The sequence below is a fragment of the Staphylococcus sp. 2S1 genome, from assembly GCF_046721335.1.
Classification (GTDB): domain Bacteria; phylum Bacillota; class Bacilli; order Staphylococcales; family Staphylococcaceae; genus Staphylococcus; species Staphylococcus equorum_A.
The window spans coordinates 1,886,581-1,912,897 of the sequence record NZ_JBEUUJ010000003.1; the positions used below are offsets into that span (position 1 = coordinate 1,886,581).

Genomic DNA, 26,317 nt, shown 5'->3' on the forward strand with positions numbered 1-26,317 from the left:
AGGATATAATCGTTTTTGAAAAAACAAACGACTTTATCCTAGCTTTTTTATTATGCGTTTTGATAATCTTAAGCATAATATATAATAACAAATTATTTTACTTTCATTTTTTGAATGTGATCATAATCTGGTGTAGCGAAAAGCGTTTTTTGATTATCATATGTTACAAAACCTGGTTTGGCACCTGAAGGTTTGTGCACATGTCTAATTTCTGTGTAATCTACTGGAATTTGTCCAGAATTACCAGCTTTGGAGAAATAACCAGATAACATGGCCGCTTCTTTAATCGTCTCTTCACTTGGTGCGTCACTAAGTATCACAACATGAGAGCCTGGTATATCTTTCGTGTGGAACCAAAGATGATTTTTTGCTGCTTTTTTATTCGTTAAATAATCATTTTGTTTATTGTTTTTACCGACAAGAATCGTATCACCATCAGTTGAAACATATGCTTGTAATTGAATGGTTTGTTTCTTTTTCTTCTTGTTTTGTTTGCGTTGTTTCATAAAGCCCTGTTCTGCTAGCTCATCACGGATATCATCAATTTCATCAACAGAGATATGTGCGAGCTGTTGTTCAATACTTTCAAAATAAGCAATATTCTCTTGAGTTAATTCAATTTGATGGAGCAACTCGTGTGCTCTTGTTTTCAACTTGTTATATTTTTTATAATAATTCTGCGCATTGACAGCGGGGGCTTTGGTTGGGTTAAGAGGAATTGTAATTTCTTCACCAGTATAATAATTAAGCGTCGTAATTTCTTTATCGCCTTGCTTAATTTGATAAATATTGGCTGTTATTAACTCACCATATAGTTGCTGTAATTCTTTTTCTTTGGTACCTTCTTGCTCATCAATTAATTTACTTAATTTATTTTGATATTTATGAAGTTGTTGCTGTACAAATTTAACTAAATCATTCGCACGTTGTTTGACACGCTCTCTTTCGCCACGTGCATCATAATAGCGATCAAGTAAATCATGCAGTGAATCGTATTCTACAACATCATCATAAAATTGATTTAATTTCATAAAGTAAAAATCTTCTTTACCTGTTTTATGATTTTTATGGAAAACAGGTATGGGCTCGCCCTTAGTTTCTTCAATTACTGTATCAAATGCTTCAGTGCAAAGTTTGGGCAGTCATAAATTGTTTTCTGCTAACAATTTCATTAGTAATTAATGGACTAAACCCTTCGATGTGATCTAGTAATTGTCGAGCTATTTTCCCACTATTAAAATCTATATATTTTAAAACAGTTTCTCCAGATATATCATATGGATTAATTTTGTTTTGCGCAGGTGGTGCTTCATATTGAAAACCAGGCATTACAGTACGATACTGATTTGTGTTTGGTGTTAAATGCTTAAAGCCTTCAATAATCTTGCGCTGTTCGTTTACTAATATTAAATTACTGTGTTTACCCATAATTTCTAATATAATTGTACGATGTATTGTATCGCCAATTTCATCTTTACTCTGTACATCTATTTCTACGCGTCTATCATTACCAATTTGTCTTACTGCTTTTATAAAGCCACCTTCAATATGTTTACGGAACACACGTGCAAACATAGGAGGATCAAATGGATTGTCATATTTTTTATTAGTTAAATGCATTCTAGTAAAACTTGGATGGATAGAAAGTAGAAGCTGATGATTTTTACGATTTTGACGCACAACGACAAGAAGTGTGTCGTTTTCTGGTTGATTTATTTTGTGGATTCTACCACCTACAAGAAATTGTAGAGATTCCACCATTTTTTTAGTGAATAAACCATCATATGCCATTACTATCAGCCACCTTATTTTTAGTCATTCAACATATTGTAACATGGCGTAAAGATTAGGTCATGAGCAAAGTTTGTGTTGTGGGACGCTATACAATTGAATGTTTCTTATGGTATCATATGTTAATAATAGAAGATTAGCTTAGAGAGGTAGTAAGTCATGGATAATGAGAAAGGTTTATTGATTGTACTATCTGGACCTTCTGGTGTAGGAAAAGGGACAGTTAGAAAAAATATTTGATGATCCAACCACATCTTATAAATATTCTATTTCAATGACCACACGTGGTAAGCGTGAAGGTGAAGTAGATGGCGTTGATTATTTTTTCAAAGCAAAAGCAGAATTTGAAGAATTAATTAAACAAGATGAATTTATAGAATATGCTGAATACGTAGGAAATTACTATGGGACGCCTGTTCAATATGTTAAAGATACGATGGAACAAGGCCATGACGTATTTTTAGAAATTGAAGTAGAAGGTGCGAAACAGGTGCGTAAGAAATTCCCTGATGCATTGTTTGTTTTTCTTGCCCCGCCAAGTTTAGATCATTTACGTGAACGCTTAGTCGGTCGTGGCACGGAGTCTGATGAAAAAATTCAAAGTCGTGTGAATGAAGCACGTAAAGAAGTAGAAATGATGAACTTGTATGACTATGTTGTAGTTAATGATGAAGTAGAGTTAGCTAAACAACGTATTCAATCTATTGTAGAAGCTGAGCATTTGAAGAGAGAACGTATTGAAGCGAAATATAGAAAAATGATATTGGAGGCAAAAAAATAATGTTATACCCACCATTAAACGAATTAACAGCAAAAGTTAATTCAAAATATTTAATTGCAACTACTGCCGCAAAACGTGCTCGTGAAATAGATGAAAATCCAGAATCTGCATTGTTAAGCAAATATGATGCAAAAAAACCTGTAGGTAAAGCGCTAGAAGAAATCGCCGGCGGAGATGTTTATCCTGACGGACTTTACAAAATACCATCTAAGTAATTAAAAGTTAATCTTGAAACATATAAATAACAAATAGCATAGTGCTAATTAAAAGTTTTTCAAACGAGTCTGGGACATAAATACATGTCTCAGACTCGATTGTTAGATTGAACAGTAGTTGTTTGATATCTAATTGTACTTGTTTCAAGCTTTTTTGAGTAAGCCTTGCGGGAGCGGGAATAGAAATCAAATTTTGATTTCTATCCCGCTCCCTTTTTTTATTTAATTTAAAATTTTGTGTATAATGGTGATTAATCATCTATTTAAAGCATTTAATAACAAATTAACCTTAGTGTTATTTATAAACATAAATTTATAGCCTATTAAGAGGTCATATTTAAATTATTTGGAGGAGATTTGCAATGAAACGAATATTACTTGCTGTTACAGGTGGCATTGCTCGCGTATAAAGCAATTGATTTAACAAGTAAATTAACGCAAGCAGACTATGACGTTAGAGTTATGCTTACAGATCATGCACAAGAATTTGTGACCCCATTAGCTTTTCAAGCAATTGGTAGAAATCCAGTTTATACAAGTACTTTTTTAGAACAGAATCCGGAAGAAATACAACATGTTGCATTAGGTGATTGGGCGGACGCAATCGTAGTGGCACCAGCGACAGCAAATATCATTGCCAAACTTGCAAATGGCATTGCAGATGATATGGTGACGTCGACATTGCTTGCTACTGAAACAGCTAAATTTATTGCGCCAGCGATGAATGTGCATATGTATGAAAATAAGCGGACACAGCACAATCTCGCTACACTGAGTTCAGATGGTTATTATTTTCTTGAACCCGGTGAGGGCTTTTTAGCATGTGGCTATGTAGCAAAAGGCCGCATGGAAGAACCTTTGCAAATTGTTGAAAGGTTAAACCAGTTTTTCAAAGAGAACGAACAAGCATCTTATTCGATAGACAGTCGATTTGAAGGTATGAACGCATTAATCACTGCCGGACCGACCGTCGAAGAGTTGGACCCAGTACGTTATTTATCTAACCGATCATCAGGAAAAATTGGTTACGCATTGGCAGAATCACTAACTAAGCGTGGAGCGAACGTCACACTCGTATCTGGACCTACACACCTAACACCTCCAGAAAATGTGAATGTTATTCAAATTCAAAGTGCTGAGGAAATGTTTGAAGCGGTAAAAACACGCTTTAATGAACAAGATATCATATTTAAAGCTGCGAGCAGTATCAGATTATGCACCTGCTGAAATGTTAGAACACAAACTTAAAAAACAAGACGGTACATTATCTGTGACTTTTAAACGTACGCCAGACATTTTGAAATATCTAGGTGAACACAAAACAAAGCAATTCTTAGTAGGCTTTGCGGCAGAAACACAAAATATTGAAACATATGCTCAGAAAAAACTGCAACATAAAAATGCAGATGTGATTATTGCTAATAACGTAGGCGATCGTTCAATAGGATTTAGTTCGGATGATAATGACTATACGATGTATTTTAAAAATGGAGGTCCTATTAGTTTAGGAAAACACAAAAAAGTCATATTGGCGGAGCATATCTTAGATAGTTTAGAAACAAGGTGGGAATAAAATGATAGCAAAAGTAATTGTTGATATACCTTCTAAAAGTGTGGACTTTACGTTCGATTATATTATTCCTACAAGACTACAATCTATGATACAAGTTGGTATGCGTGTCATTGTGCCTTTTGGACCAAGAACAATTCAAGGCTATATTATGGAAATAACAGAACAACCTGACGCAAATATAGACATAGCTAAGTTAAAAGAGATAAAAGAAATTCAAGATATTAAACCAGAATTAACTGAAGAACTTATTAAGTTAACAGATTGGTATAATAATTATTTTGTGACGAAGCGAATTTCTATGTTAGAAGTGATGTTACCGAGTGCAATTAAAGCTAAATATACAAAAGTTTTTTCAATTGAAAATGATGAAGCAATTCCGGAACAGTTACGACGTCGTTTTGATAGCGAAGGGCATTATGCGTATAAAGAAGCTCAATATAATGATGATTTATCTGTCATATCACCTTTGTTAAAGCAAGGTGATATTAGTGAAGTAACATTGCTTTCTCAAAGTCTCAGTAAAAAGAAACAACGTGCTTGTGAGAGTGATAGAAGGTTTTGAATATGATGCTGTACTTGGTTCTTTAGAAAAGTCTCAAAAGCAATATGATTTATATGCTTATTTAATTGATGAACGTCATCATACTGTATTACTGAAACAATTAGAAGCAATGAACTTTTCAAAATCGAGCATTGATACACTGATGCGCAAAGGCTTTGTGGAAAAATACGATGCAATCGTTGAACGTGATCCTTTTGAAACGCGTGTATTTGAACAAGACGAAAAGCAACAACTCACAGTTGACCAACAAGCAAGCGTTTGAAGCAATACTTAAAAATATTAAGGCACATGAACAGAGAACTTTTTTACTACATGGTGTGACTGGTTCAGGAAAAACTGAAGTATATTTGCAAACAATTGAAGAAGTCTTGCATTTAGATAGACAAGCTATGATGCTAGTGCCGGAAATTGCCTTAACCCCACAAATGGTTTTAAGGTTTAAGCAACGATTTGGTGATGAAGTAGCCGTGCTCCATTCAGGCTTATCAAAAGGTGAACGTTATGATGAATGGCAAAAAATCAGAGATGGTAAAGCTCGGGTAAGTGTTGGTGCACGGTCAAGTGTGTTTGCACCATTTAAAAATTTAGGCATGATCATTATTGATGAAGAACATGAATCATCTTATAAACAAGAGGATTATCCTAGATACCATGCACGTGATATCGCAGAGTGGCGCAGTCAATATCATCAGTGTCCATTGATATTAGGGAGTGCTACACCAAGTTTAGAAACTTACGCGCGCGCAGATAAGGGTGTTTATGAACTATTATCTTTACCTAACAGAGTTAATCAACAGGCATTGCCAGAAATTGAAATCGTTGATATGAGAGCTGAATTAAGTTCAGGCAACCGGTCTATGTTTTCAGAACAATTACGTGAAGCCATTCAAACTCGTTTAGATAATCAAGAACAGATTGTATTGTTTTTAAATCGCCGAGGCTATGCATCATTTATGTTATGCAGAGATTGTGGTCATGTACCACAATGTCCCAATTGTGATATCTCATTGACTTATCATAAGTCTTCGGATCAATTGAAGTGTCATTATTGTGGGCATCAAGAAACACCACCGAACAAATGTCCTAATTGTGAAAGTGAGCATATCAGACAAGTTGGTACTGGTACACAAAGAGTTGAGGAATTATTACAAGAAGTGTTCCAAGAAGCACGCATTATACGAATGGATGTTGATACTACATCTCGTAAAGGTGCGCATGAAAAATTATTAAATGATTTTGGCTCAGGTAAAGGTGATATTTTATTAGGTACTCAAATGATTGCGAAAGGGTTAGACTTTCCTAATATCACACTCGTAGGTGTACTCAATGCGGATACAATGTTGAACCTTCCTGACTTCAGAGCAAGTGAACGTACTTACCAATTATTAACACAAGTATCAGGTCGTGCAGGACGTCACGAAAAAGAAGGACAAGTAATCATTCAAACTTATAATCCAGAACATTATGCGATTAAAGATGTTCAAGAAAATGATTATCCAGACTTTCTTTAACAAAGAGATGAATTATAGGAAAATAGGGAAATATCCTCCTTACTTCTTTTTAATTAATTTCACTATCGCACACAAAGATATGAAGAAAGTAATGGAAGCATCGAAACATATTCATAAAATTTTATTACAGCATTTATCAGACAAAGCGTTAGTATTAGGACCATCACCAGCGAGCATTATCAAGGATAAATAATGAATATCGCTTCCAAATCTTAATTAAATATAAAAGTGAACCAGCGCTACACGAAGCGCTTAAGTATTTAGATGATTATTATCATGACCAATATTTAAAAGACAAGCTATCATTGAAAATTGATATTAATCCCCAAATGATGATGTAAGTAATTTGGTTGAATATATTGACTACAGGTGATCCAAAGTTTACAGCGGTTTGAATAATTAAATAAATTTCAAAAAAGGACAAATAGTTTAACTTGAGACGTTTTTAAAGTCTTAGTTAACTGTTTGTCTTTTTTAGTGCTATATATTTGAATGATTGTTTACAATGTCGGTTAATATATGTGGCATTCGTCGATTTGCATCAGTGAAATATTATATTGGAGGAGTTTTTGTGAGGAAAATACAAATCATTAATATTGCTAATGATTATAAATAGCATCTATAAAGGGGAATAAATACGCTAAAAACATAAGTATTACTAGAATAGCTATAAACCAGTTTTCTTTATCCAAACTTATTCATCCTTTGTAAAAGTATATGGTAACCATATTATAAAAGAATAACTAAAATCAATAACATAGAGTGAATGTAATTAAATCTTTAAGTTAAATTAACAATGTTATTAAAAGTAAATAGCGAGCTACCATTTATTATAAAGGTCTTTTTAACTTTTTATTTTTAAAATTAAAAATGTCTATAACAATTGTTATGTATGTAATTTTAATATATAAAAAACATATCAAATTTAAAATTTGCATTTAATGCTTTGTACAGTTATATTGAATAGTAACGAGTCCAATATAAATTGATATCGAACTTATTTAAAATAAAGGTCTGAGATTTTAAAATCAACAATAAAATACAATGGTGGGTATTTTTCATCATGTAAATATAATATCTAAGGGGATTTGTCTATGAGTTTAATGAATATGAGAGAAGCTACAGGATTAAGTATAGTTGAATTATCAAATCGCATCGCATCTTTATATAATACGAAATTAAGTCCTGAATTAATTGAACGCATAGAAAGTAAGCAAACGAAATTAAAAAATGAAGATGCACAAATATTGGCCGAATTTTTTAATACAACCTCTGAAGATTTAATGTGAATCAAATAGACTTAAAAATTCATCAGAATGAGTGTTTAATGATCTATAAATTTCGGCATAGTACGAGTGAGTAAAGGGGCGATATGGCAATGGTATATAATGAATACAATCAACCAATTGGTGATATAATAAATGATTTTGAAATGCCAAGTTTTCCTGAAGCAAAGTCATTGAAAGGACAATATAGTCGCTTGGAAAAATTGTCAACACAACATATCGATGATTTATTCAATCATTTTAGTGTAGAAGAAGATGCGCCGAATTGGACATATCTACCTGATGAACAAACTCAAGATTTTAATCAATTTAAAGTCTACATAAATAATAAAATTAAATCGAAAGACCCCTATTTTTTTCAATTATTGACAACGAAACGGATGAAGCGGTTGGTATTTTGTCATTGTTAAGAATAAATCAAAAAAATGCATCTATCGAAGTGGGCCATATTCATTATTCAAATGTTTTAAAACAATCACGTATTGCAACTGAGGTCCAATATTTATTAGCAAATTATGTATTTGAAACATTAGGCTATAGAAGATATGAATGGAAATGTGATGCTTTGAATCAACCTTCTATTAAGGCGGCCAAAAGACTTGGATTTAGATATGAAGGTATCTTTAGAAATCATACAATTTATAAAAATAGAAATAGAGATACATGTTGGTTATCTATGATAGAAAGTGAATGGTATGAATATAAAATTAAGTTTGAAAAATGGCTGAATCCTTATAATTTTGATGAGTTTGGCAAACAGCTAACTAGATTGTCTATGGACTAGAAGAATGAAAATCAAAATTTATATAATCGAAGTATATGTAAAACGAAGGAAATATTTTATTGTAAACCGATAAAATATTTCCTTTTTTTCTTTGGAATTGTTAAGCTATATGTAGTATTAGAAACGCATGAAATATATTTTCAAATTGAAATATAAACGGCTAGTACAGCTATTTCAATTAGCTGTTGCACAATGCATGATGCATTTTTGGTCAAAATAAGTTATAATGATATGATGAATTTTTGTGAGGAGAAATATGATGACAATTAAACAGCTTGTTACGAGTCAACACCCAATTCTAAAAAGATCAATACCTGATGTTACTTTATTTGACGCTCAATTAGCGGAGTTGTTACTCGATTTAGAAGATACAATGTATGACGTAGGTGCATCCGCTATATGTGCACCGCAAATTGGTATATCGCAAAAAGTAGCGATTATAGATATGGAAGTAGATGGCTTGTTACAACTGATTAATCCTCAATTAATAAGCGAATCTAATGAGAAAGTTACAGATTTAGAAGGATCTATTAGTATACCTAACGTATATGGTGAAGTGACAAGAAGTAAAATGATCGTTGTTAAAAGTAATGATAAAAATGGTAATGAAGTTGAAATGACCGCATATGATGATATTGCACGTATGATATTACATATGATTGACCATTTTGAAGGTAAGTTATTTACTGAGCGCGTAAGTAAATTTTTAAGTGAAGCTGAAATGGAGGCGTATTTTGACAATGAGTAAAATAATATTTATGGGGACACCTGATTTTTCAACTAAAGTTTTAGAAATGCTAATTGCTGAACATGATGTAATCGCAGTTGTAACGCAACCTGATAGACCAGTTGGTAGAAAACGTACGCTTACACCACCACCTGTAAAAAAAGTGGCAGTAGCACATGACATTGCGGTCTACCAACCAGAAAAATTAGCACAATCAGAAGACTTAAAAGTACTTATTGATTTAAATGCAGACCTAATCGTCACAGCAGCTTTTGGACAAATATTACCAGAAACATTATTAGCATCACCTAAACTGGGTGCGATTAATGTCCACGCCTCATTGTTACCTAAATATAGAGGTGGCGCTCCAATTCATCAAGCGATTATTGATGGTGAAAAGGAAACAGGAATATCTATTATGTATATGGTTAAAAAATTAGATGCTCGGTGATATTATATCTCAACGCGCTATCGAGATAGAACAGCAAGATGATGTAGGTACGATGCACGAGAAATTGAGTTTTTTAGGTGCAAACTTACTGAAAGAAACGTTGCCGTCTATTATAAGTGGCACGAACGACAGTATTGCTCAAAATGAAAGTGAAGCGACATTTGCCTCTAATATTAATCGTGAAGACGAGAAAATTGATTGGACACTTTCAGCAGAACAGATATATAACCATATTCGCGGCCTGTCACCATGGCCTGTTGCTTATACAGTAATGGATGACGGAAATTTAAAAATATATGCATCTAGAATTGAAAAAGATAAAACTGGAGAACCAGGTACGATTATAGAAACAACTAAAAAAGCAATTATCGTCGCGACTGGTTCCAAAGATGCTATTGCTTTAACAGACATACAAGTTGCAGGTAAAAAACGAATGCTTGCCGCAAATTACTTAAGTGGAGTGCAAACGCCACTCGTTGGGAAGGTATTATTATGACAATAGACACGAACGTAAGACAATTAGCGTTTGAAACTTTACAAGACATCATAAATGACAAAGCTTATAGCAATATCATCATTAATGAAGTTTTATCTAATAATGAATTAAATCGTGCAGATAAGGGATTATTTACTGAACTCGTTTATGGCACATTAAAAAGAAAATTTTCGCTGGATTACCTATTAAAACCTTTCGTTCAAACGAAGCTCAAAGGTTGGGTAAGACAATTACTATGGATGAGTATTTATCAATACGTATATTTAGACAAGGTTCCTGAACATGCAATTATAAACGAAGCAGTAGAAATTGCTAAACGTAAGGGTGGACCGCATAACGGTAACGTAGTAAATGGTATATTACGTAATATTATGCGCAGTGATTTGCCAGACTTCACTGAAATCACTGATGATAAAAAAAGAATCGCTATCGAATACAGTTTGCCAAAATGGTTAGTAGATCATTGGTCGACACACTTTGGTATTGAAAAAACTGAAGCAATCGCGGAATCATTTTTAACAAAAGTAGCGACAACTGTACGTGTAAATTTAACAAGAATTTCAATTGAAGATGCAATTAGAAGATTAGTTGAAGATGATTATATCGTGGAACAAGATAACGAAATTGATACATGTTTGCACATCAGTGGCAAACCAATTATCGAATCACGTATGTTCAAAGATGGTTTAGTTTCTATCCAAGATAAAAGTTCTATGTTCGTTGCGGAATTAATGGGATTAACTGAGGGCGACGAAGTATTAGATGCATGTAGTGCGCCAGGTGGAAAAGCGTGTCATATTGCAGAAGTATTAAATGGCACAGGTCATATTGATGCAACTGATATCTATGAACATAAGATAGATTTGATAGATTTCAATATTAAAAAATTACGATTGTCTAACATTTCTGCTTTTGAACACGACGCGACTGAAAAATATGGTAAAGTGTATGATAAGATTTTAGTTGATGCACCATGTAGTGGCTTAGGTGTCCTAAGACACAAACCTGAAATTAAATATGAACAATCGCAACAATCGATTCAATCATTAGTTGAAATTCAATTGGAAATTTTAAATAATGTGAAAGATAATTTAAAACCAGGTGGCACGTTAGTCTATTCTACATGCACAATTGAACAATTAGAAAATGAGAATGTAGTATATACATTTTTAAAAGATAATAAAGATTTTGAATTTGACACATTTGAACACCCGATTACTGGAGAAAAAGTGAAAACGATGCAAGTACTACCTCAAGATTTCAACTCTGATGGCTTTTTCATTACTAGGATTAGAAGAAAGGAAAATTAAATTATGATTACTGAAGAAAAGAAGAAAAAGAATAAGTTTCTTCCCAATTTTGAAAAGCAGTCCATTTATTCAATTAGATATGACGAGATGCAAGATTGGTTGATACAAAATGGTCAGCAAAAATTCAGAGCAAAACAAATTTTTGAGTGGCTTTACGAAAAACGCGTAGATAGCATCGACGAAATGTTGAATTTATCTAAGGAACTTAGAGAAGTTTTAAAAGAAAGTTTTACAATGACAACTATGACGACAGTCGTTAAACAAGAGAGCCGAGACGGTACAATCAAATTTTTATTTGAACTACAAGATGGCTATACAATTGAAACAGTTCTTATGAGACATGAATATGGGAATTCAGTATGTGTGACGACACAAGTAGGTTGTCGTATTGGTTGTACGTTCTGTGCATCTACATTAGGTGGATTGAAACGTAATCTAGAAGCGGGTGAAATAGTATCGCAAGTACTTACTGTTCAAAAAGCACTAGATGAATCAGAAGAACGCGTATCACAAATTGTTATCATGGGTATTGGTGAACCGTTTGAGAACTATGATGAAATGATGGATTTCTTAAAAATTGTCAATAACGATAATGGGTTGAATATTGGTGCCCGTCACATTACGGTATCAACTTCAGGTATTATTCCACGTATATATGATTTCGCAGATGAAGACATTCAAATTAATTTTGCTGTGAGTTTACACGGTGCAAATGATGAAATACGTTCTAGATTAATGCCTATTAACAGAGCATACAACGTTGAAAAATTAATGGAAGCTATTAATTATTATCAAGAAACAACAAATAGACGTATTACGTTTGAGTATGGCTTGTTTGGTGGCGTTAATGATCAACTTGAACATGCTAGAGAATTAGCGCATTTAATTCAAAACTTAAATTGTCATGTTAATTTAATTCCTGTTAACCACGTACCAGAACGTAATTATGTTAAAACACCTAAAGAAGACATATTTAAATTTGAGAAAGAATTAAAACGTTTAGGTATTAATGCAACAATTAGACGTGAACAAGGTGCAGATATAGATGTTGCGTGTGGTCAATTAAGAGCGAAGGAACGAAAAGTAGAAACGAGGTAGAGACATGCTAAAAGCACAATTTTTTACTGACACGGGACAATATCGTGATAAAAATGAAGATGCAGGTGGCGTATTTTATAATCAAACAGAGCAACAGTTATTAGTGCTCTGTGATGGTATGGGCGGACATCTTGCGGGTGAAGTCGCAAGCCAATTTGTAACCAATGAACTGCAAAGTCGATTTGAAGAAGAAAATCTTATCGAGGCAGATCAAGCTGAAGATTGGTTGAGAACAACACTAAAAGCGATTAACCGTGAATTATATCAATTGTCAGTAGAAAATCCAAAATATCAAGGTATGGGTACGACTTGTGTTTGTGCATTAGTATTTGATAATTATGTAGTTGTTGCAAATATTGGGGATTCACGTGCGTATTTAGTGAATAGTAGAGATATTGAACAAATTACCAACGATCACTCATTCGTGAATCATCTTATGATGATAGGCCAAATTAGCGCTGAAGAAGCGTTTACGCATCCACAACGCAATATTATTACGAAAGTGATGGGTACGGATAAATTAGTTACGCCAGATATTTTTGTGAAAAAAACGAATTTTTATGACTTTTTAATGTTGAATTCTGATGGTCTAACTGATTTTGTTCGTAACCATATGATTCAAGAAGTATTAATTCAAGATAATGAATTAGAAACACAGGGACAAAATTTAATAGAACTTGCATTATCACAAGATACGAATGATAACGTAAGTTTAATTTTGGCTGAGATTGAAGGTGATAAAGTATGATAGGCAAATTAATAAATGAACGCTATGAAGTGATTAAAAAACTTGGTGGCGGTGGTATGAGTACTGTCTATCTTGCTCGAAGACTCGATACTCAACCGACAAGTAGCAATTAAAGCAATTAGAATTCCATCGGGTGAAAAAGAAGAAACAATTAAACGTTTCGAGCGTGAAGTACATAACTTAACTCAACTTTCACACGACAATATTGTTAGTGTATTTGATGTAACAGAAAATGAAGAGAACTTCTTTTTAGTGATGGAATACATAAAAGGTCCAACATTATCAGAATACATTCAAGAAAATCGTCCATTAGATATTGAAACTGTGTTGAATTTCACGAGACAAATTATCGATGGTATCAAGCATGCGCATGATACTAAAATTGTTCACCGTGATATAAAACCTCAAAACATTTTGGTGGAAAAAGATAAAACTTTAAAAATATTAGATTTTGGTATTGCTAAAGCGTTAAGTGAAACAACAATGACCGAAACGAATCATGTGTTAGGTACAGTACAGTATTTATCTCCAGAACAAGCACGAGGAGAGTCTACAGATAATGGAACTGATATCTATTCCATCGGTGTAGTATTGTATGAAATGCTTGTTGGGAAGCCTCCATTTTCAGGAGAAACCGCAGTAAGTATTGCAATTAAGCATATACAAGACCCGATGCCCAATGTTACTGAGCATCGTTCAGATGTGCCACAAGCTATAAGTAATGTTGTGCTAAAAGCAACAGAAAAAGATAGATCTGAACGTTATGAAACTGTTAAAGATATGCAAGAAGATCTTGATAGTGCATTGTCAAAAAGTAGAGAGCATGAAGCGAAATATCTTTCAGATGATGCTAACACTAAAACAGTGCCTATAAATAAAGAAGAAATTGCTAATCAAACACAATCAGAAAATCAACATAAAAATATTAAAGAAACGATGCAAATTCCTATTGTGAATCAACAAAAATTCCAATCTAGTGAAGAGCATATATATGCAATGCCAACGAAACAACGTTCAAAGAAAAAGAAGTTTTTCTATGCTATTGTAATTATTCTTTTATTATTTGGCTTATTTGGTTTTATGGCTATGGGAATGTTTGGGAGTAAGTATTTAGAGACGCCAGACTTATCTGGTAAAACTGAAAAAGAAGCAGAAACAATATTAAAAGATAATAAATTAGAACTTGGTGATATTTCTCGTGAATATAGCGATAAATACTCTGAAAATAAAATTATTAAAACAACACCTAAAAAAGGTGAGCGTTTAGAGCAGAAGAGTAAGGTGGATATCGTTTTATCTAAAGGACCTAAATTAGCAGAAATGCCTAGTCTTTATGGTATCCCTAAATCCGAAGCGATGGATAAGTTGAAAGACTTAGGCATTAAAGACGCTAAAGTAAAACAAGCGTATACGAACCAAAATGTAGCTAAAGGATTAATCGAAGGACAAAACGTATCACCTGGCGATAAAGTTGAAGTGAATGATAGTAATATCGAATTAACTGAATCATTAGGTACAAAACAAGTTTATGTCGAAGATTATGAAAACAAATCTTTTAAAACTGCTAAGTCAGAATTAGAAGCTAAAGGCTTTAAAGTTGTAGTTAATGAAGAGCAAGACGACGACAAAGTTAAAAAAGATCACGTTATCAGCCAATCACCAAAAGGTGAAGAAGTTGATGAAGGTTCAACGATTGGATTCACAGTTTCTAAAGGAGCACCTGAGGAAAAAGATGAAGACAAGGACAAAGACAAAGAAGATTCTGATAAAAAAGATGAAGCTAAGTCTAAAGATGATGAACTAGACAAGACGTATACAGAGACATATCAGGTACAGTATACGGGTGATGATGATGAGAGCCAAGAAGTCAAAGTTTATGTAAGAGATAAAGATGACGAAGGCGATTCAGCTTCACAGACGTACAAGATAAAAGAAAACAAAACAGTAAAAATCCCAATGACAATTCAAAAAGGCGAGACGGCAGGATATACCATTCGCGTTGACGATAAAATCGTCGCCGATAAAGATATTCCATATGATTTTTAGCCAAAGCTTACGATCCGAACTCGCACTTAACGAACGAAGATAGTTTAGTATTGCTAACTTACCTTTGAGTCAAACAAATATAAGTAAACACCATTTCAACTGATATAAAGTCTGTTGAAATGGTGTTTTATTTTATAGGTTTTATTATTTTTATGAGAGTAATAAGATGATTTATACTGATTTTTATACGAAATAGTCATAAATCATATTTAAATTAAAAAGGCTTTGCTATAATATATAAGATAATAGTTTTTAAAGAGAGGTGTCTAAGTGAAGACAGGACGCATTATAAAATCATTAAGTGGCGTTTATCGTGTAGATGTAGAAGGGGAACTATACGATACGAAACCACGCGGTTTATTCAGAAAAAATAAATTTTCACCGATTGTTGGTGATGTAGTTGATTTCGAAGTTGAGAATATAACCGAAGGATATATTCAATACGTTCATGATAGAAAAAATGAATTAAAAAGGCCACTTGTTAGCAATGTGGATCATCTTATATTAGTAATGAGTGCAGTAGAACCTGATTTTTCAACGCAATTACTAGATAGATTTTTAGTCATTGCGCATTCATATCATATGCGCCCGCGTATACTCATAACTAAAAGAGATTTAGCCTCAGCAGAAATGCAACAAAAAGTTATACAATTGTTAAATGTTTATGAAAATATGGGCTATAAAACACAATTTATTAGTATCGATGATGATATTGAACCTGTTTTTGCCGCTTGGGGAGAAGGACTTGCTGTATTAAGTGGTCAATCAGGTGTCGGCAAATCGACACTATTAAATAAATATTTTCCAGAACTGAATATTGAAACACAACATATTTCAAAAGCGCTTAACCGCGGTCGCCATACTACAACGCATGTAGAACTTTTTGAACGAAGCCATGGTTATATTGCTGATACGCCTGGGTTTAGTGCGTTAGATTTTACACATATCCAAAAAGACGAATTAAAAAATTACTTTATGGAGATCAATGAATACGGCGAACAATGTAAATTTAGAGATTGTAATCATATTAATGAACCAAAATGTAACGTGAAAATAGAGTTGGAAAAAGGAAACATTGCACAATTTAGATATGACCATTACTTACAACTCTTTAATGAAATTGCAAATAGAAAGGAAAGATATTAAATGGCAAAACTTTATCCATCATTATTATCAACTGATTTTTTAAAATTACAAGAAGAATTAACAGCATTAGAAGAAGCAGGTGTAGACGGTGTACACTTTGATGTTATGGATGGCCAATTCGTGCCAAATATCTCGATTGGTTTACCGATACTTGAAGCAGTACGTAAAGGTACTAAACTGCCAATTGATGTTCATTTAATGATTGAAGAACCAGAAAAATATGTCGAATTATTTGCCGACTACGGTGCTGATATGATTTCAGTGCATGTAGAAGCAACACCTCATATTCATAGAGTGATAGAACAAATAAAGAATAAGCATGTAAAAGCAGGTGTTGTAATTAATCCTGGAACACCAGTTGATGCAATCTTACCAGTGATAAAAATGGTAGATTTTGTATTAGTGATGACAGTGAATCCTGGTTTTGGAGGTCAATCATTTATTAGTGATACTGTTGATAAATTAGATCAACTATCGAAAATCAAAGATGAATTAAATTTAGACTTTGAAATTGAAGTAGATGGTGGTATTAACAATGAGACTGTTGAAACTGTTATAAACCATGGTGCTACAATGTTAGTTGCGGGGTCATATTTTTTCAAACATGATGATTACAAAGTAGTAACTAAGACATTGAAAGGCTGAAGCTAATGAAAGTGAATTTATTGTGTGGTAATAGAAATTTGCCTGAAAGTTTATTAAACACTGAAACAGATGCGCATTGGATTGGGGTTGATCGAGGAGCGTTACTTTTGATAGAAGCGGGAATAACACCTCGATTCGCTGTAGGTGATTTTGACTCAATTACTAGTGAAGAAAAAGCATTTGTTGAAAAAAGAATTGACATTAATCCATTTAATTCGGAAAAAAATGATACAGACTTAGCTTTAGGTATTGATCAAGCAGTGACCAATGGTTATAAAGAAATTTGTGTTTATGGTGCTACAGGCGGTCGATTAGATCATTTTATGGGTGCATTACAAATTTTAGAAAAACCAGAATATACAGAGCAAAATATTGTCATAAAACTTATTGATGTGAATAATGAAATTCAATTTTTAAAAACAGGGTCATATACGATTCAGAAAAATGACAATTATCGTTATATCTCATTTATTCCAGTTACGTACCCTACGATTATCTCGTTAAATAATTTTAAATATAATCTTGAAAAGGAACAACTTAAACTTGGATCTACGTTAACGATTTCCAACGAACTCAACCAAGCAGAAGGTAATGTGAATATTACTGAAGGTAATGTATTAATGGTGAGAAGTAAAGATTAAAATACAACGACAAATAATGCTCAAGTTTATGAATTAATTTAAATGAGCGCATAAAAAAAGACCAATCCTCCACATAAGGACTGGTCTTTTTCGTGCATTATATTTATTAAACTCTAGTTACTTTACCAGATTTTAAAGCACGTGCGGAAACCCAAACTCTTTTTGGTTTTCCGTCTACAAGAATTCTAACTTTTTGAAGGTTAGCATTCCATCTTCTTTTAGAAGAATTTAAAGCGTGAGAACGATTGTTTCCAGTTGAAGCTTTACGACCTGTTACGAAACATTGTTTGCCCATGAAAGTACCTCCTTTAATAAATATAAATACACGCATCTACTACATACTTGAATAATGTACCACAAATAAAAATAGATGTAAATAAGAAGTATGATTTTTTCTATTTACATAGATTCTACTTTTGTTAAAATCAAATTATGGTATAATTATAAACTGTGGATAAATGTAGAAATTTGCTTAATTAGATAAATTATATTATTTGTTAATTTTATAGTTAATTAAACAACCATAAACTAGGAGGCCCAATTTAAATGACATTAGAAATCACAAATGATTATGGTAGTATAGACATTTCAAACGAAGTAATAGCTTCAGTTGTGGGTAGCAAAGCAGTAGAATGTTATGGGATTGTAGGAATGGCTTCTAGACAACAAGTAAGAGATGGAATTGCTGAAATATTAGGGCATGAAAATTATTCTAAAGGTATTGTTGTAAGAGAAGGCGATGGCGTTATAGATGTTGATATGTATATCATTGTAAGTTATGGTACTAAGATATCTGAAGTAGCGAGCAATTTACAGTCAACAATAAAATACACATTAGAGCAAACATTAAAAGTAAAAGTAAATTCAATAAATATATTTGTACAAGGTGTTCGAGTTAATAATGGCACTAAGAACTAGGAGGACAATACGGAATGGTTAGCAAAATAAATGGTAAATTATTTGCCGAAATGATTATACAAGGGGCACAAAATTTATCAAATCATGCAGACTTGGTTGATTCATTAAATGTGTATCCAGTACCAGATGGAGATACAGGGACAAATATGAATTTAACGATGACATCTGGAAGAGAAGCAGTGGAAGAAAACTTGTCGCAAGATATCGGTGAACTAGGGAAAACCTATTCAAAAGGTTTGTTAATGGGCGCTAGAGGGAACTCTGGGGTCATCTTATCGCAACTATTTAGAGGTTTTAGTAAAAGTTTAGAAGCGTATGATGAGATTAATGCACAGCAATTAGCAGAAAGTTTCAAAGCCGGTGTAGAAACTGCATATAAAGCAATTATGAAGCCTGTAGAAGGTACGATATTAACTGTAGCTAGAGATGCTCGCAGATGTCGCTATGCGCAAAGTAGAAGAAACTGAAGATTGTATCGAATTGATGACATATATTTTAGAAGAAGCAGAAATCTCACTAGAAAACACGCCTAATTTATTACCCGTATTAAAAGAAGTGGGTGTAGTAGATAGTGGTGGTAAAGGTTTGGTTGTCGTTTATGCTGGTTTCCTTAAAGCATTAAAAGGTGAAACGGTAAGTGCTGAAACAGCTAAATTAGATAAAGATTCGTTAGTAAATGAAGCCCATGATTTTCATGGTGTAATTAATACTGAAGATATCGTTTATGGTTACTGTACAGAAATGATGGTACGTTTCGGGAAAAATAAAAAAGTATTTGATGAACAAACATTCAGAGAAGATATGAGTACATATGGTGACTCATTATTAGTCATAAACGACGACGAAATTGTTAAAGTACATGTACATAGTGAAAAACCAGGTGATGTGTTTAATTATGGTCAACAGTATGGAGAACTTATTAAATTAAAAGTAGAAAACATGCGTGAACAACACCGAGAAGTTGTAAAAAAAGAACAAGTAGGTCAAAGAGAGACTCAAACACCTGAAACAGTTGAAACGGCAGTTATTGCTATTTCAATGGGAGATGGTATATCTGAATTGTTCAAATCAATGGGTGCAACACATATGATTAGTGGTGGTCAAACAATGAATCCATCAACTGAAGATATCGTTAAAGTAATTGAACAGTCACAATGTAAACGCGCAATTATTTTACCTAATAATAAAAATATTATGATGGCGAGCGAACAGGCTGCAAATATCGTAGGTGCTGAAGCTGTCGTTATCCCAACTAAATCTATACCACAAGGCATTGCGAGCACTCTTTAATTATGATGAATCAGATGCGCTTGAAGCTAACAAAATACGCATGGTTGAATCACTTGAAGCAGTGAAATCAGGTTCAGTGACATATGCTGTAAGAGATACAAAAATTGATGGTGTTGAAATTAAAAAAGATGCGTTTATGGGCTTAGTTGAAGACAAAATCGTTACGAGTAACGAAAATGAATTTGAAACTGTTAAAGGTTTATTGTCTGAAATGATTCAAGATGATAGTGAAATCATTACGATGATTATCGGCGAAGATGCAAATGCATCATTGACTTCAGATATTGAAACTTGGCTTGAAGCATCTTATCCAGAAGTAGAATTAGATCAACATGAGGGCCAACAACCTGTATATCAATATCTATTCTCTGTAGAATAAATATATTTATTGAACACTTGTATATATGAATAGCTTCCACTTTAGGAAGCTATTTTAAATTGTCGACAAGGTCTAAAAGCTTTGTTGACAATTTTTTTGTGCACGTTTTCTGTGAGTAGAACTATAGCTTCACTATATATTACATACTTGCTTCACTAGGACATGACCTCAACCTATAGGTCTGCGATTTGTTTTGGATTATTCGTATCATGGCAGTGCGTCTTAGATGAAAAAAGTTCATAAACTAAAAAATATAGAGTTAGTCTACTAAGGATAAATTTTGTGACAGTAATTATTTTATTGTATGTAAAGATTTGTATAATTAAATTGAAAGTAAACATTTTTATTTAATTAAACCTTATACAACAATATTCTTCTTTTAAATGAGAATAATGCAACCAGTATTGGTTTATAATGTCTTGCTTAATTGTTATAATGAGTTGCATGCATATAAATGTAAGCGCATTACATTAGAAACATTAAAAATAAGAGTGGGGTATAATTATGAAATATAAAACAGTTTTCGATATTATAGGACCTACAATGGTGGGGCCGTCTTCATCTCATACTGCTCGGTGCAGTAAGAATTGGATTAGTAGCAAAAGATTTATTTAATCAATTGCCAAAACAAGTTGATATCTATCTTTATGGTTCATTTATGGAAACGTACAAAGGACATGGTACAGATGTAGCACTTGTTGGTGGTTTGCTAGGTTATGATACAGATGATGACCGCATACAAACAAGTTTAGAAACAGCTGAGCAAATGGGAATGAAAGTGAATTTTATAGAAATGGCTGAAGAAAGATCACATCCTAACACTGCTATTATCAATATGAGAGATGCTGATAAAGAAATTTCTGTTGAAGGTGTTTCTATAGGTGGCGGTAAAATTGAGGTAGTTGCTATTAATGGATTTAATATTGCGATAAGCGGTAATTATCCAGCTCTGCTTGTGTTTCACAAAGATACTTTTGGCACGATTGGTCGTGTAGCAAATATTTTAGGTGATTCTAGTATCAATGTGGGGAGTATGCAAGTTTCTAGAAAAGAAAAGGGCGACCAAGCGTTAATGACTTGTGAATTAGATGAATCTGTGACAGATGAAATTATAGATAAAATTAAAAACGTCGAAGGTGTAGTGACAGTTTCACTCATGGGCGACGCCTAATGGAGGGTAACGCATGTTTAAAAGTGTGAAAGAACTAGTAGAAAAATGTGAAACAGAAAATAAAAAAATTCATGAAATCATGCTAGAGCAAGAAATGGAAGTAACTGGCTTATCCGAAGCTGATATTTATGCCGGCATGGATAAAAACTTACAAACGATGGAAAATGCACTTGATGAAGGGTTAGAAGGCGTAACTTCAACTACTGGATTAACTGGTGGAGATGCTGTGTTAATCAAAAATTATTTGAAGACAGGTAAATCATTAGCTGGACCAACTTTATTGGATGCAGTGAGTAAAGCAGTTGCAACAAATGAAGTCAACGCGACAATGGGTAAAATTTGTGCAACACCTACTGCCGGCTCTGCAGGTGTAGTACCAGGCGTATTATTTGGACTCAAACCACGCCTTGAACCTACAAGAAAAGATATGTTGAACTTCTTACTTACCTCTGGTGCGTTTGGTTTTGTAGTGGCAAACAATGCATCAATTTCAGGTGCAGCAGGCGGTTGTCAGGCAGAAGTAGGTTCTGCTGCGGCGATGGCGACAGGTGCAACCGTAGAACTTGCCGGCGGAACGCCACAACAATCGGCTGAAGCTTTTGCAATTTGTTTGAAGAATATGCTAGGTTTAGTATGTGACCCAGTAGCCGGCTTAGTTGAAGTGCCTTGTGTGAAGAGAAATGCTGCAGGTGCATCAAACGCAATTGTCTCTGCTGATATGGCTTTAGCAGGTGTAACTTCAAGAATTCCCACAGATGAAGTGATTGAAGCAATGTACAAGATTGGCCAAACGATGCCATCAGCATTGCGTGAAACTGGTCGTGGAGGTTTAGTCGGTACACCAACAGGTCAGCGTCTAAAACAAGAAATATTTGGTGATTAAAAATGTCAAAAGTCAATTTAATAGATAGTCCCTTTCCTTTATCACAGATAAAAGGACTGGGCCCGAAAAGGTTGTCCGTATTAAATGAATTAAATATCCATACTGTAGAGGATTTAATTTTATATTTACCAACCCGTTACGAAGATAATACAGTAATTGACTTGAATACGGCCGAAGATCAAGCGACAGTGACAGTGGTAGGAGAAGTATATTCGACGCCTACTGTCGCTTTTTTTGGTCGTAATAAATCTAAGTTAACCGTACATATCATGGTCAATAATATTGCTGTAAAATGTACTTTTTTCAACCAACCATATTTAAAAAAGAAAATTGAATTGCATGGTACAGTTACGGTAAAAGGTAAATGGAATAGAAGTAAACAAGAGATAAATGGCAGTAGAATGTTTTTCAATCAACAAGAGACTCAAAAATCACAATTTGAACCTGTTTATCGTGTTAAAGAAGGCATTAAACAAAAACCATTGAGGGATATGATTCGACAATCGTTGGGAGAAGTCACTATACATGAATGGCTCTCTGATGAATTGAGACAAAAATATAAATTAGAATCATTAGAGGATACGATTAAAGCGTTGCATTTTGCCACAGACAAGGCATCTTTGCTTAAAGCACGTAGAACATATGCTTTTACAGAATTATTTATGTTTGAGTTACGAATGCAATGGTTAAACCGATTAGAGAAAACATCGGATGAAGCGATTGAAGTAGATTATGATATTAATTTAGTGAAACATTTTATAGACTGCCTTCCTTTTGAACTCACTGACGCGCAAAAGCATAGTGTTAATGAAATATTCAGAGACTTAAAAGCACCAATAAGAATGCATCGTCTCTTGCAAGGTGACGTGGGTTCAGGTAAAACTGTCGTAGCGACAATCTGTATGTACGCACTGAAAACTGCGGGATTTCAATCAGCATTGATGGTGCCTACTGAAATATTAGCAGAACAGCATGCAGAAAGTTTAGTTGAAATTTTCGGCGACAGGATGAATGTGGCCTTACTTACAGGTTCAGTAAAAGGTAAAAAACGAAAGTTGTTACTAGAGCAACTACAAAATAATGAAATTGATTGTATTATCGGCACACACGCCTTAATACAAGATGATGTAGTATTTAATAATGTAGGTCTAGTAATAACAGATGAACAACATCGTTTTGGTGTGAATCAACGTCAATTGTTGAGAGAAAAAGGTGCGATGACTAACGTCCTTTTCATGACAGCTACACCTATACCACGAACATTAGCTATATCCGTTTTTGGTGAAATGGATGTCTCATCCATTAAACAATTACCAAAAGGCAGAAAGCCGATTATTACTTCATGGTCCAAACATGAAGCTTATGAAAGTGTACTCAATCAAATGACTTCGGAATTAAAAAAAGGTAGGCAGGCATATGTAATTTGTCCTCTAATTGAAAGTTCTGAGCATTTAGAAGATGTGCAGAACGTTGTTGAGTTGTATGAATCGCTACAGATATATTATGGTACTGAAAAAGTAGGATTGCTACATGGTAAGTTGCATTCAGAAGAAAAAGATAGAGTAATGCAACAATTTAGTAATCATGAAATAGACGTTTTAGTATCTACAACCGTTGTAGAAGTAGGAGTGAACGTACCTAATGCAACGTTCATGATGATTTATGATGCTGATCGTTTCGGTTTATCTACTTTACATCAGTTAAGAGGGCGTGTAGGTAGAAGTGAACAACAAAGTTATTGTGTACTCATTGCTTCACCGAAAACAGAAACAGGTATAGAGCGCATGAATATTATGACACAAACGACAGATGGTTTTGAATTAAGTGAACGTGATTTAGAGATGAGAGGACCTGGCGATTTCTTTGGTGTGAAACAAAGTGGTTTGCCTGACTTCTTAGTCGCAAATGTTGTTGAAGATTATAAAATGTTAGAAGTAGCAAGAGATGAAGCAACTGAATTGATTCAATCTGGTGTCTTTTTCGAAGCTCAATATCAAATGTTGAGAACATTTGTTGAAGAAAACTTATTATATATGAGTTTTGATTAATAAAGAAAGTATAAAAAAACGGGGCTGAGACATATATTTATGTCTCGGTCCCATTTTTAAATTGAATGTATAATGTTTGTTAATTAACGCCTACGTCAGACCAAGCCTTTTCAATTGCTTTAGATGTTTCGCTATTCGTACCATAAAGGTGGTTCGAAGCTTCTTTTAATGATGCCTTTGCATCAGAAAATTGAGCGTTAGGCGTTAAATATTGTGTGAGTGCTAAATAATAAATTTGTTCAGCTTTTTCTTTGCCAATCGCATTAATTGTTAGGTATGCGGCTTTGTTAGGAATGCCACTATTGGTATGAACACCACCGCTATCTTGGCTGCCTTGTAAATATTGATCCATATGCGCAGGTTGGTTATACTGTTCTGGATTTTTTAAACTTCTTAATGCATCACCATCTTTATTCGGTGTATATACATCCTCGCCGAGTAACCAATCGTCTGAATCAACAAAATAACCAAAAACGTCAGAGAAAGATTCGTTTAATGCACCCGATTGATGACTATACTCTAAACCTGCAGTGCGTTCTGTTACTGCATGTGTGAGCTCATGGGCAACGATATCATTCGCACCTGACAATGCCTTAAACGTCTGGCCGTCCCCGTCACCATAAATCATATATTGACCCGTCCAGGCGGCGTTATTAAAGTTTTTGTCATAATGAACGACCGAATCAATGTCACCGCCGTTATTATCATAACTGTTTCTATCATGTTTATTGAGGAAATAGTCATAGACTTCTTTGGCATAATAATGGGCATCTACGCCGGCGCGTTGTTCTTCTTTATTGAAATGATTGCTGTCATTTGTAATAGGTGAATAGGCATTTGTCGTTTCATTTGCAGTTTTAGTTTCTATGACTGCATCTTGAGAAGTATCGAGTAATGAATATGAATCATTTGCTTTTGTAACGCTTAAAGGTTGTTTTTCATCTCCATTAACGCCTGTCCCTTTACCTTCAGTTGTTGCATTTTTAATAACGTTTTGTTTTTTTAATACTTCACCGGTAGTAGCATCAATTTGGATTTTCCAATGTGTCGCTTTAGGAGAAATATAATTAAGTTCAATATCATAAACAAGTCTTTGCTTATCACTATTTATATCAATATTGTTTTTACTGACAACAGGATAGCTTTTTATGTTTTTTACATCAGACTTTGCTTTGCCTATTGCTTCAAAAGCTTTATTTTCAGCGTTAGCAGAAGATAATTTAGCTTCATTTTCTACTTTTATGTATGGTTTATCTACATTACCATTTATCAATGTTACTTTACCATTTTTATTGACATGTACTTTGATTGTTGTGCCGTCTGATGTAATGTCGTTTACTTTAGGCTTCAATGCGTAATGTGTGACGCCAGTTTTATCTTGTTGTTTATCTATCACGTTATATTGTTTGAAAGCTTCTTTATTGATAGTTTCTTGCTTAGTCTTGGATGATTGATTAACAAGAGATTGTGCATTATTTTGTAAAAATTGTTCTACATCTGCATCATTATTAATCGCAGGGGTATTTGATGACTCTAGACTTTCAGGCTTAATACTATTACTTTCTTGTGCATCAGCATAGCTTGTAGTGAAGGCTAATAATGAACATGACAGTAATGTAGTTGATAATATTTTTTTCATTAGATCCTCCTAAATAAAGTATCCAATTAATGGAATGATTTTTGAAAAATAAATATAATACATCTTTAAAACAATTCAAATTATACATTTCAATTTTATTTAATTCAATATCTTAATAAATATTTATATAGAATGATTAGTATTTGTATTTATTTTGATAATTAAACCGACTGGAAAA

14 protein-coding genes and 9 pseudogenes are annotated in these 26,317 nt (G+C 33.6%); 20 read left to right on the forward strand and 3 right to left on the reverse strand.

Translation table 11 applies throughout. From position 1 onward, the window contains the following. Nucleotides 1-92 precede the first annotated feature (92 nt). A pseudogene (locus ABLV90_RS10075) lies at nt 93-1,791 on the reverse strand (NFACT family protein). 159 nt (nt 1,792-1,950) lie between these two features. Here ABLV90_RS10075 and gmk point away from each other — a divergent pair. The 15 genes and pseudogenes from gmk to ABLV90_RS10150 all read left to right on the forward strand — a co-directional run bounded on the left by gmk (nt 1,951) and on the right by ABLV90_RS10150 (nt 17,811). Then, a pseudogene (gene gmk / locus ABLV90_RS10080) lies at nt 1,951-2,572 on the forward strand (guanylate kinase). After that, the gene (gene rpoZ / locus ABLV90_RS10085; RefSeq protein ID WP_002507908.1) at nt 2,572-2,787 is read left to right on the forward strand and encodes a DNA-directed RNA polymerase subunit omega; all 216 of its coding nucleotides are present in this window, start codon (nt 2,572-2,574) and stop codon (nt 2,785-2,787) included. The pseudogene gmk and the gene rpoZ overlap by 1 nt, the downstream one beginning before the upstream one ends. A gap of 362 nt (nt 2,788-3,149) precedes the next feature. Further along, nucleotides 3,150-4,360, forward strand: a pseudogene (gene coaBC, locus ABLV90_RS10090) (bifunctional phosphopantothenoylcysteine decarboxylase/phosphopantothenate--cysteine ligase CoaBC). Between the two features lies 1 nt (nt 4,361). After that, nucleotides 4,362-6,774, forward strand: a pseudogene (priA, locus tag ABLV90_RS10095) (primosomal protein N'). A gap of 753 nt (nt 6,775-7,527) precedes the next feature. Next, on the forward strand, nt 7,528-7,722 hold the full coding sequence (locus ABLV90_RS10100; protein WP_069816107.1) for a helix-turn-helix domain-containing protein: 195 nt from the start codon (nt 7,528-7,530) through the stop codon (nt 7,720-7,722). Nucleotides 7,723-7,811: 89 nt separating this feature from the next. Continuing rightward, nucleotides 7,812-8,503: pseudogene (locus ABLV90_RS10105) on the forward strand (GNAT family N-acetyltransferase). A 259-nt stretch (nt 8,504-8,762) separates the two neighbouring features. Next, nucleotides 8,763-9,251, forward strand: coding sequence for a peptide deformylase (locus tag ABLV90_RS10110; RefSeq protein ID WP_056935551.1), 489 nt, complete (start codon nt 8,763-8,765; stop codon nt 9,249-9,251). Continuing rightward, nucleotides 9,244-10,177: pseudogene (gene fmt, locus ABLV90_RS10115) on the forward strand (methionyl-tRNA formyltransferase). The gene ABLV90_RS10110 and the pseudogene fmt overlap by 8 nt, the downstream one beginning before the upstream one ends. A 2-nt stretch (nt 10,178-10,179) precedes the next feature. Further along, on the forward strand, nt 10,180-11,487 hold the full coding sequence (gene rsmB / locus ABLV90_RS10120) for a 16S rRNA (cytosine(967)-C(5))-methyltransferase RsmB (RefSeq protein WP_256092382.1): 1,308 nt from the start codon (nt 10,180-10,182) through the stop codon (nt 11,485-11,487). 3 nt (nt 11,488-11,490) lie between these two features. Next, entirely contained in the window at nt 11,491-12,585 is a 1,095-nt protein-coding gene (gene rlmN, locus ABLV90_RS10125; protein WP_460872593.1) for a 23S rRNA (adenine(2503)-C(2))-methyltransferase RlmN, read from the forward strand. Between the two features lie 4 nt (nt 12,586-12,589). Further along, on the forward strand, nt 12,590-13,333 hold the full coding sequence (locus tag ABLV90_RS10130; protein WP_069816101.1) for a Stp1/IreP family PP2C-type Ser/Thr phosphatase: 744 nt from the start codon (nt 12,590-12,592) through the stop codon (nt 13,331-13,333). Further along, nucleotides 13,330-15,379, forward strand: a pseudogene (gene pknB / locus ABLV90_RS10135) (Stk1 family PASTA domain-containing Ser/Thr kinase). Before ABLV90_RS10130 ends, pknB begins: the two are co-directional and overlap by 4 nt. Nucleotides 15,380-15,649: 270 nt before the next feature. Further along, the gene (gene rsgA / locus ABLV90_RS10140) at nt 15,650-16,525 is read left to right on the forward strand and encodes a ribosome small subunit-dependent GTPase A (RefSeq protein ID WP_427704788.1); all 876 of its coding nucleotides are present in this window, start codon (nt 15,650-15,652) and stop codon (nt 16,523-16,525) included. Further along, entirely contained in the window at nt 16,526-17,170 is a 645-nt protein-coding gene (gene rpe, locus ABLV90_RS10145; RefSeq protein ID WP_069816095.1) for a ribulose-phosphate 3-epimerase, read from the forward strand. A gap of 5 nt (nt 17,171-17,175) precedes the next feature. Then, complete coding sequence (locus ABLV90_RS10150) at nt 17,176-17,811, forward strand: thiamine diphosphokinase (RefSeq protein ID WP_069816093.1); 636 nt, start codon at nt 17,176-17,178, stop codon at nt 17,809-17,811. A 106-nt stretch (nt 17,812-17,917) separates the two neighbouring features. Here ABLV90_RS10150 and rpmB read toward each other — a convergent pair whose 3' ends face one another. Beyond that, nucleotides 17,918-18,106, reverse strand: coding sequence for a 50S ribosomal protein L28 (rpmB, locus tag ABLV90_RS10155; RefSeq protein WP_002507894.1), 189 nt, complete (start codon nt 18,104-18,106; stop codon nt 17,918-17,920). Between the two features lie 251 nt (nt 18,107-18,357). Here rpmB and ABLV90_RS10160 point away from each other — a divergent pair, with 251 nt between their 5' ends. From ABLV90_RS10160 to recG, 5 genes and pseudogenes are all read left to right on the forward strand, one after another. After that, nucleotides 18,358-18,729, forward strand: a complete 372-nt coding sequence (locus ABLV90_RS10160) for an Asp23/Gls24 family envelope stress response protein (protein ID WP_069816091.1) — start codon at nt 18,358-18,360, stop codon at nt 18,727-18,729. Between the two features lie 14 nt (nt 18,730-18,743). Then, nucleotides 18,744-20,398 (forward strand): annotated as a pseudogene (fakA, locus tag ABLV90_RS10165) (fatty acid kinase catalytic subunit FakA). A 504-nt stretch (nt 20,399-20,902) separates the two neighbouring features. After that, nucleotides 20,903-21,569 (forward strand): annotated as a pseudogene (gene sdaAB / locus ABLV90_RS10170) (L-serine ammonia-lyase, iron-sulfur-dependent subunit beta). A 13-nt stretch (nt 21,570-21,582) separates the two neighbouring features. After that, nucleotides 21,583-22,452: an L-serine ammonia-lyase, iron-sulfur-dependent, subunit alpha gene (gene sdaAA / locus ABLV90_RS10175; RefSeq protein ID WP_460872594.1), complete on the forward strand. Its 870-nt coding sequence runs from the start codon at nt 21,583-21,585 to the stop codon at nt 22,450-22,452. Between the two features lie 2 nt (nt 22,453-22,454). Next, the gene (gene recG / locus ABLV90_RS10180; protein ID WP_460872595.1) at nt 22,455-24,500 is read left to right on the forward strand and encodes an ATP-dependent DNA helicase RecG; all 2,046 of its coding nucleotides are present in this window, start codon (nt 22,455-22,457) and stop codon (nt 24,498-24,500) included. 79 nt (nt 24,501-24,579) lie between these two features. On the opposite strand, the gene ABLV90_RS10185 is transcribed toward recG, so the two are convergent. After that, nucleotides 24,580-26,139: a M4 family metallopeptidase gene (locus ABLV90_RS10185; protein ID WP_460872596.1), complete on the reverse strand. Its 1,560-nt coding sequence runs from the start codon at nt 26,137-26,139 to the stop codon at nt 24,580-24,582. Nucleotides 26,140-26,317: the final 178 nt, after the last annotated feature.

Bases quoted from the DNA above. Each gene is read 5' to 3' on its own strand.
- rpoZ (WP_002507908.1), top strand. From the start codon at position 2,572: ATGTTATACCCACCATTAAACGAATTAACAGCAAAAGTTAATTCAAAA.
- ABLV90_RS10100 (WP_069816107.1), top strand. From the start codon at position 7,528: ATGAGTTTAATGAATATGAGAGAAGCTACAGGATTAAGTATAGTTGAA.
- ABLV90_RS10110 (WP_056935551.1), top strand. From the start codon at position 8,763: ATGACAATTAAACAGCTTGTTACGAGTCAACACCCAATTCTAAAAAGA.
- rlmN (WP_460872593.1), top strand. From the start codon at position 11,491: ATGATTACTGAAGAAAAGAAGAAAAAGAATAAGTTTCTTCCCAATTTT.
- ABLV90_RS10130 (WP_069816101.1), top strand. From the start codon at position 12,590: ATGCTAAAAGCACAATTTTTTACTGACACGGGACAATATCGTGATAAA.
- rpe (WP_069816095.1), top strand. From the start codon at position 16,526: ATGGCAAAACTTTATCCATCATTATTATCAACTGATTTTTTAAAATTA.
- ABLV90_RS10150 (WP_069816093.1), top strand. From the start codon at position 17,176: ATGAAAGTGAATTTATTGTGTGGTAATAGAAATTTGCCTGAAAGTTTA.
- rpmB (WP_002507894.1), bottom strand. From the start codon at position 18,106: ATGGGCAAACAATGTTTCGTAACAGGTCGTAAAGCTTCAACTGGAAAC.
- ABLV90_RS10160 (WP_069816091.1), top strand. From the start codon at position 18,358: ATGACATTAGAAATCACAAATGATTATGGTAGTATAGACATTTCAAAC.
- sdaAA (WP_460872594.1), top strand. From the start codon at position 21,583: ATGTTTAAAAGTGTGAAAGAACTAGTAGAAAAATGTGAAACAGAAAAT.
- recG (WP_460872595.1), top strand. From the start codon at position 22,455: ATGTCAAAAGTCAATTTAATAGATAGTCCCTTTCCTTTATCACAGATA.
- ABLV90_RS10185 (WP_460872596.1), bottom strand. From the start codon at position 26,139: ATGAAAAAAATATTATCAACTACATTACTGTCATGTTCATTATTAGCC.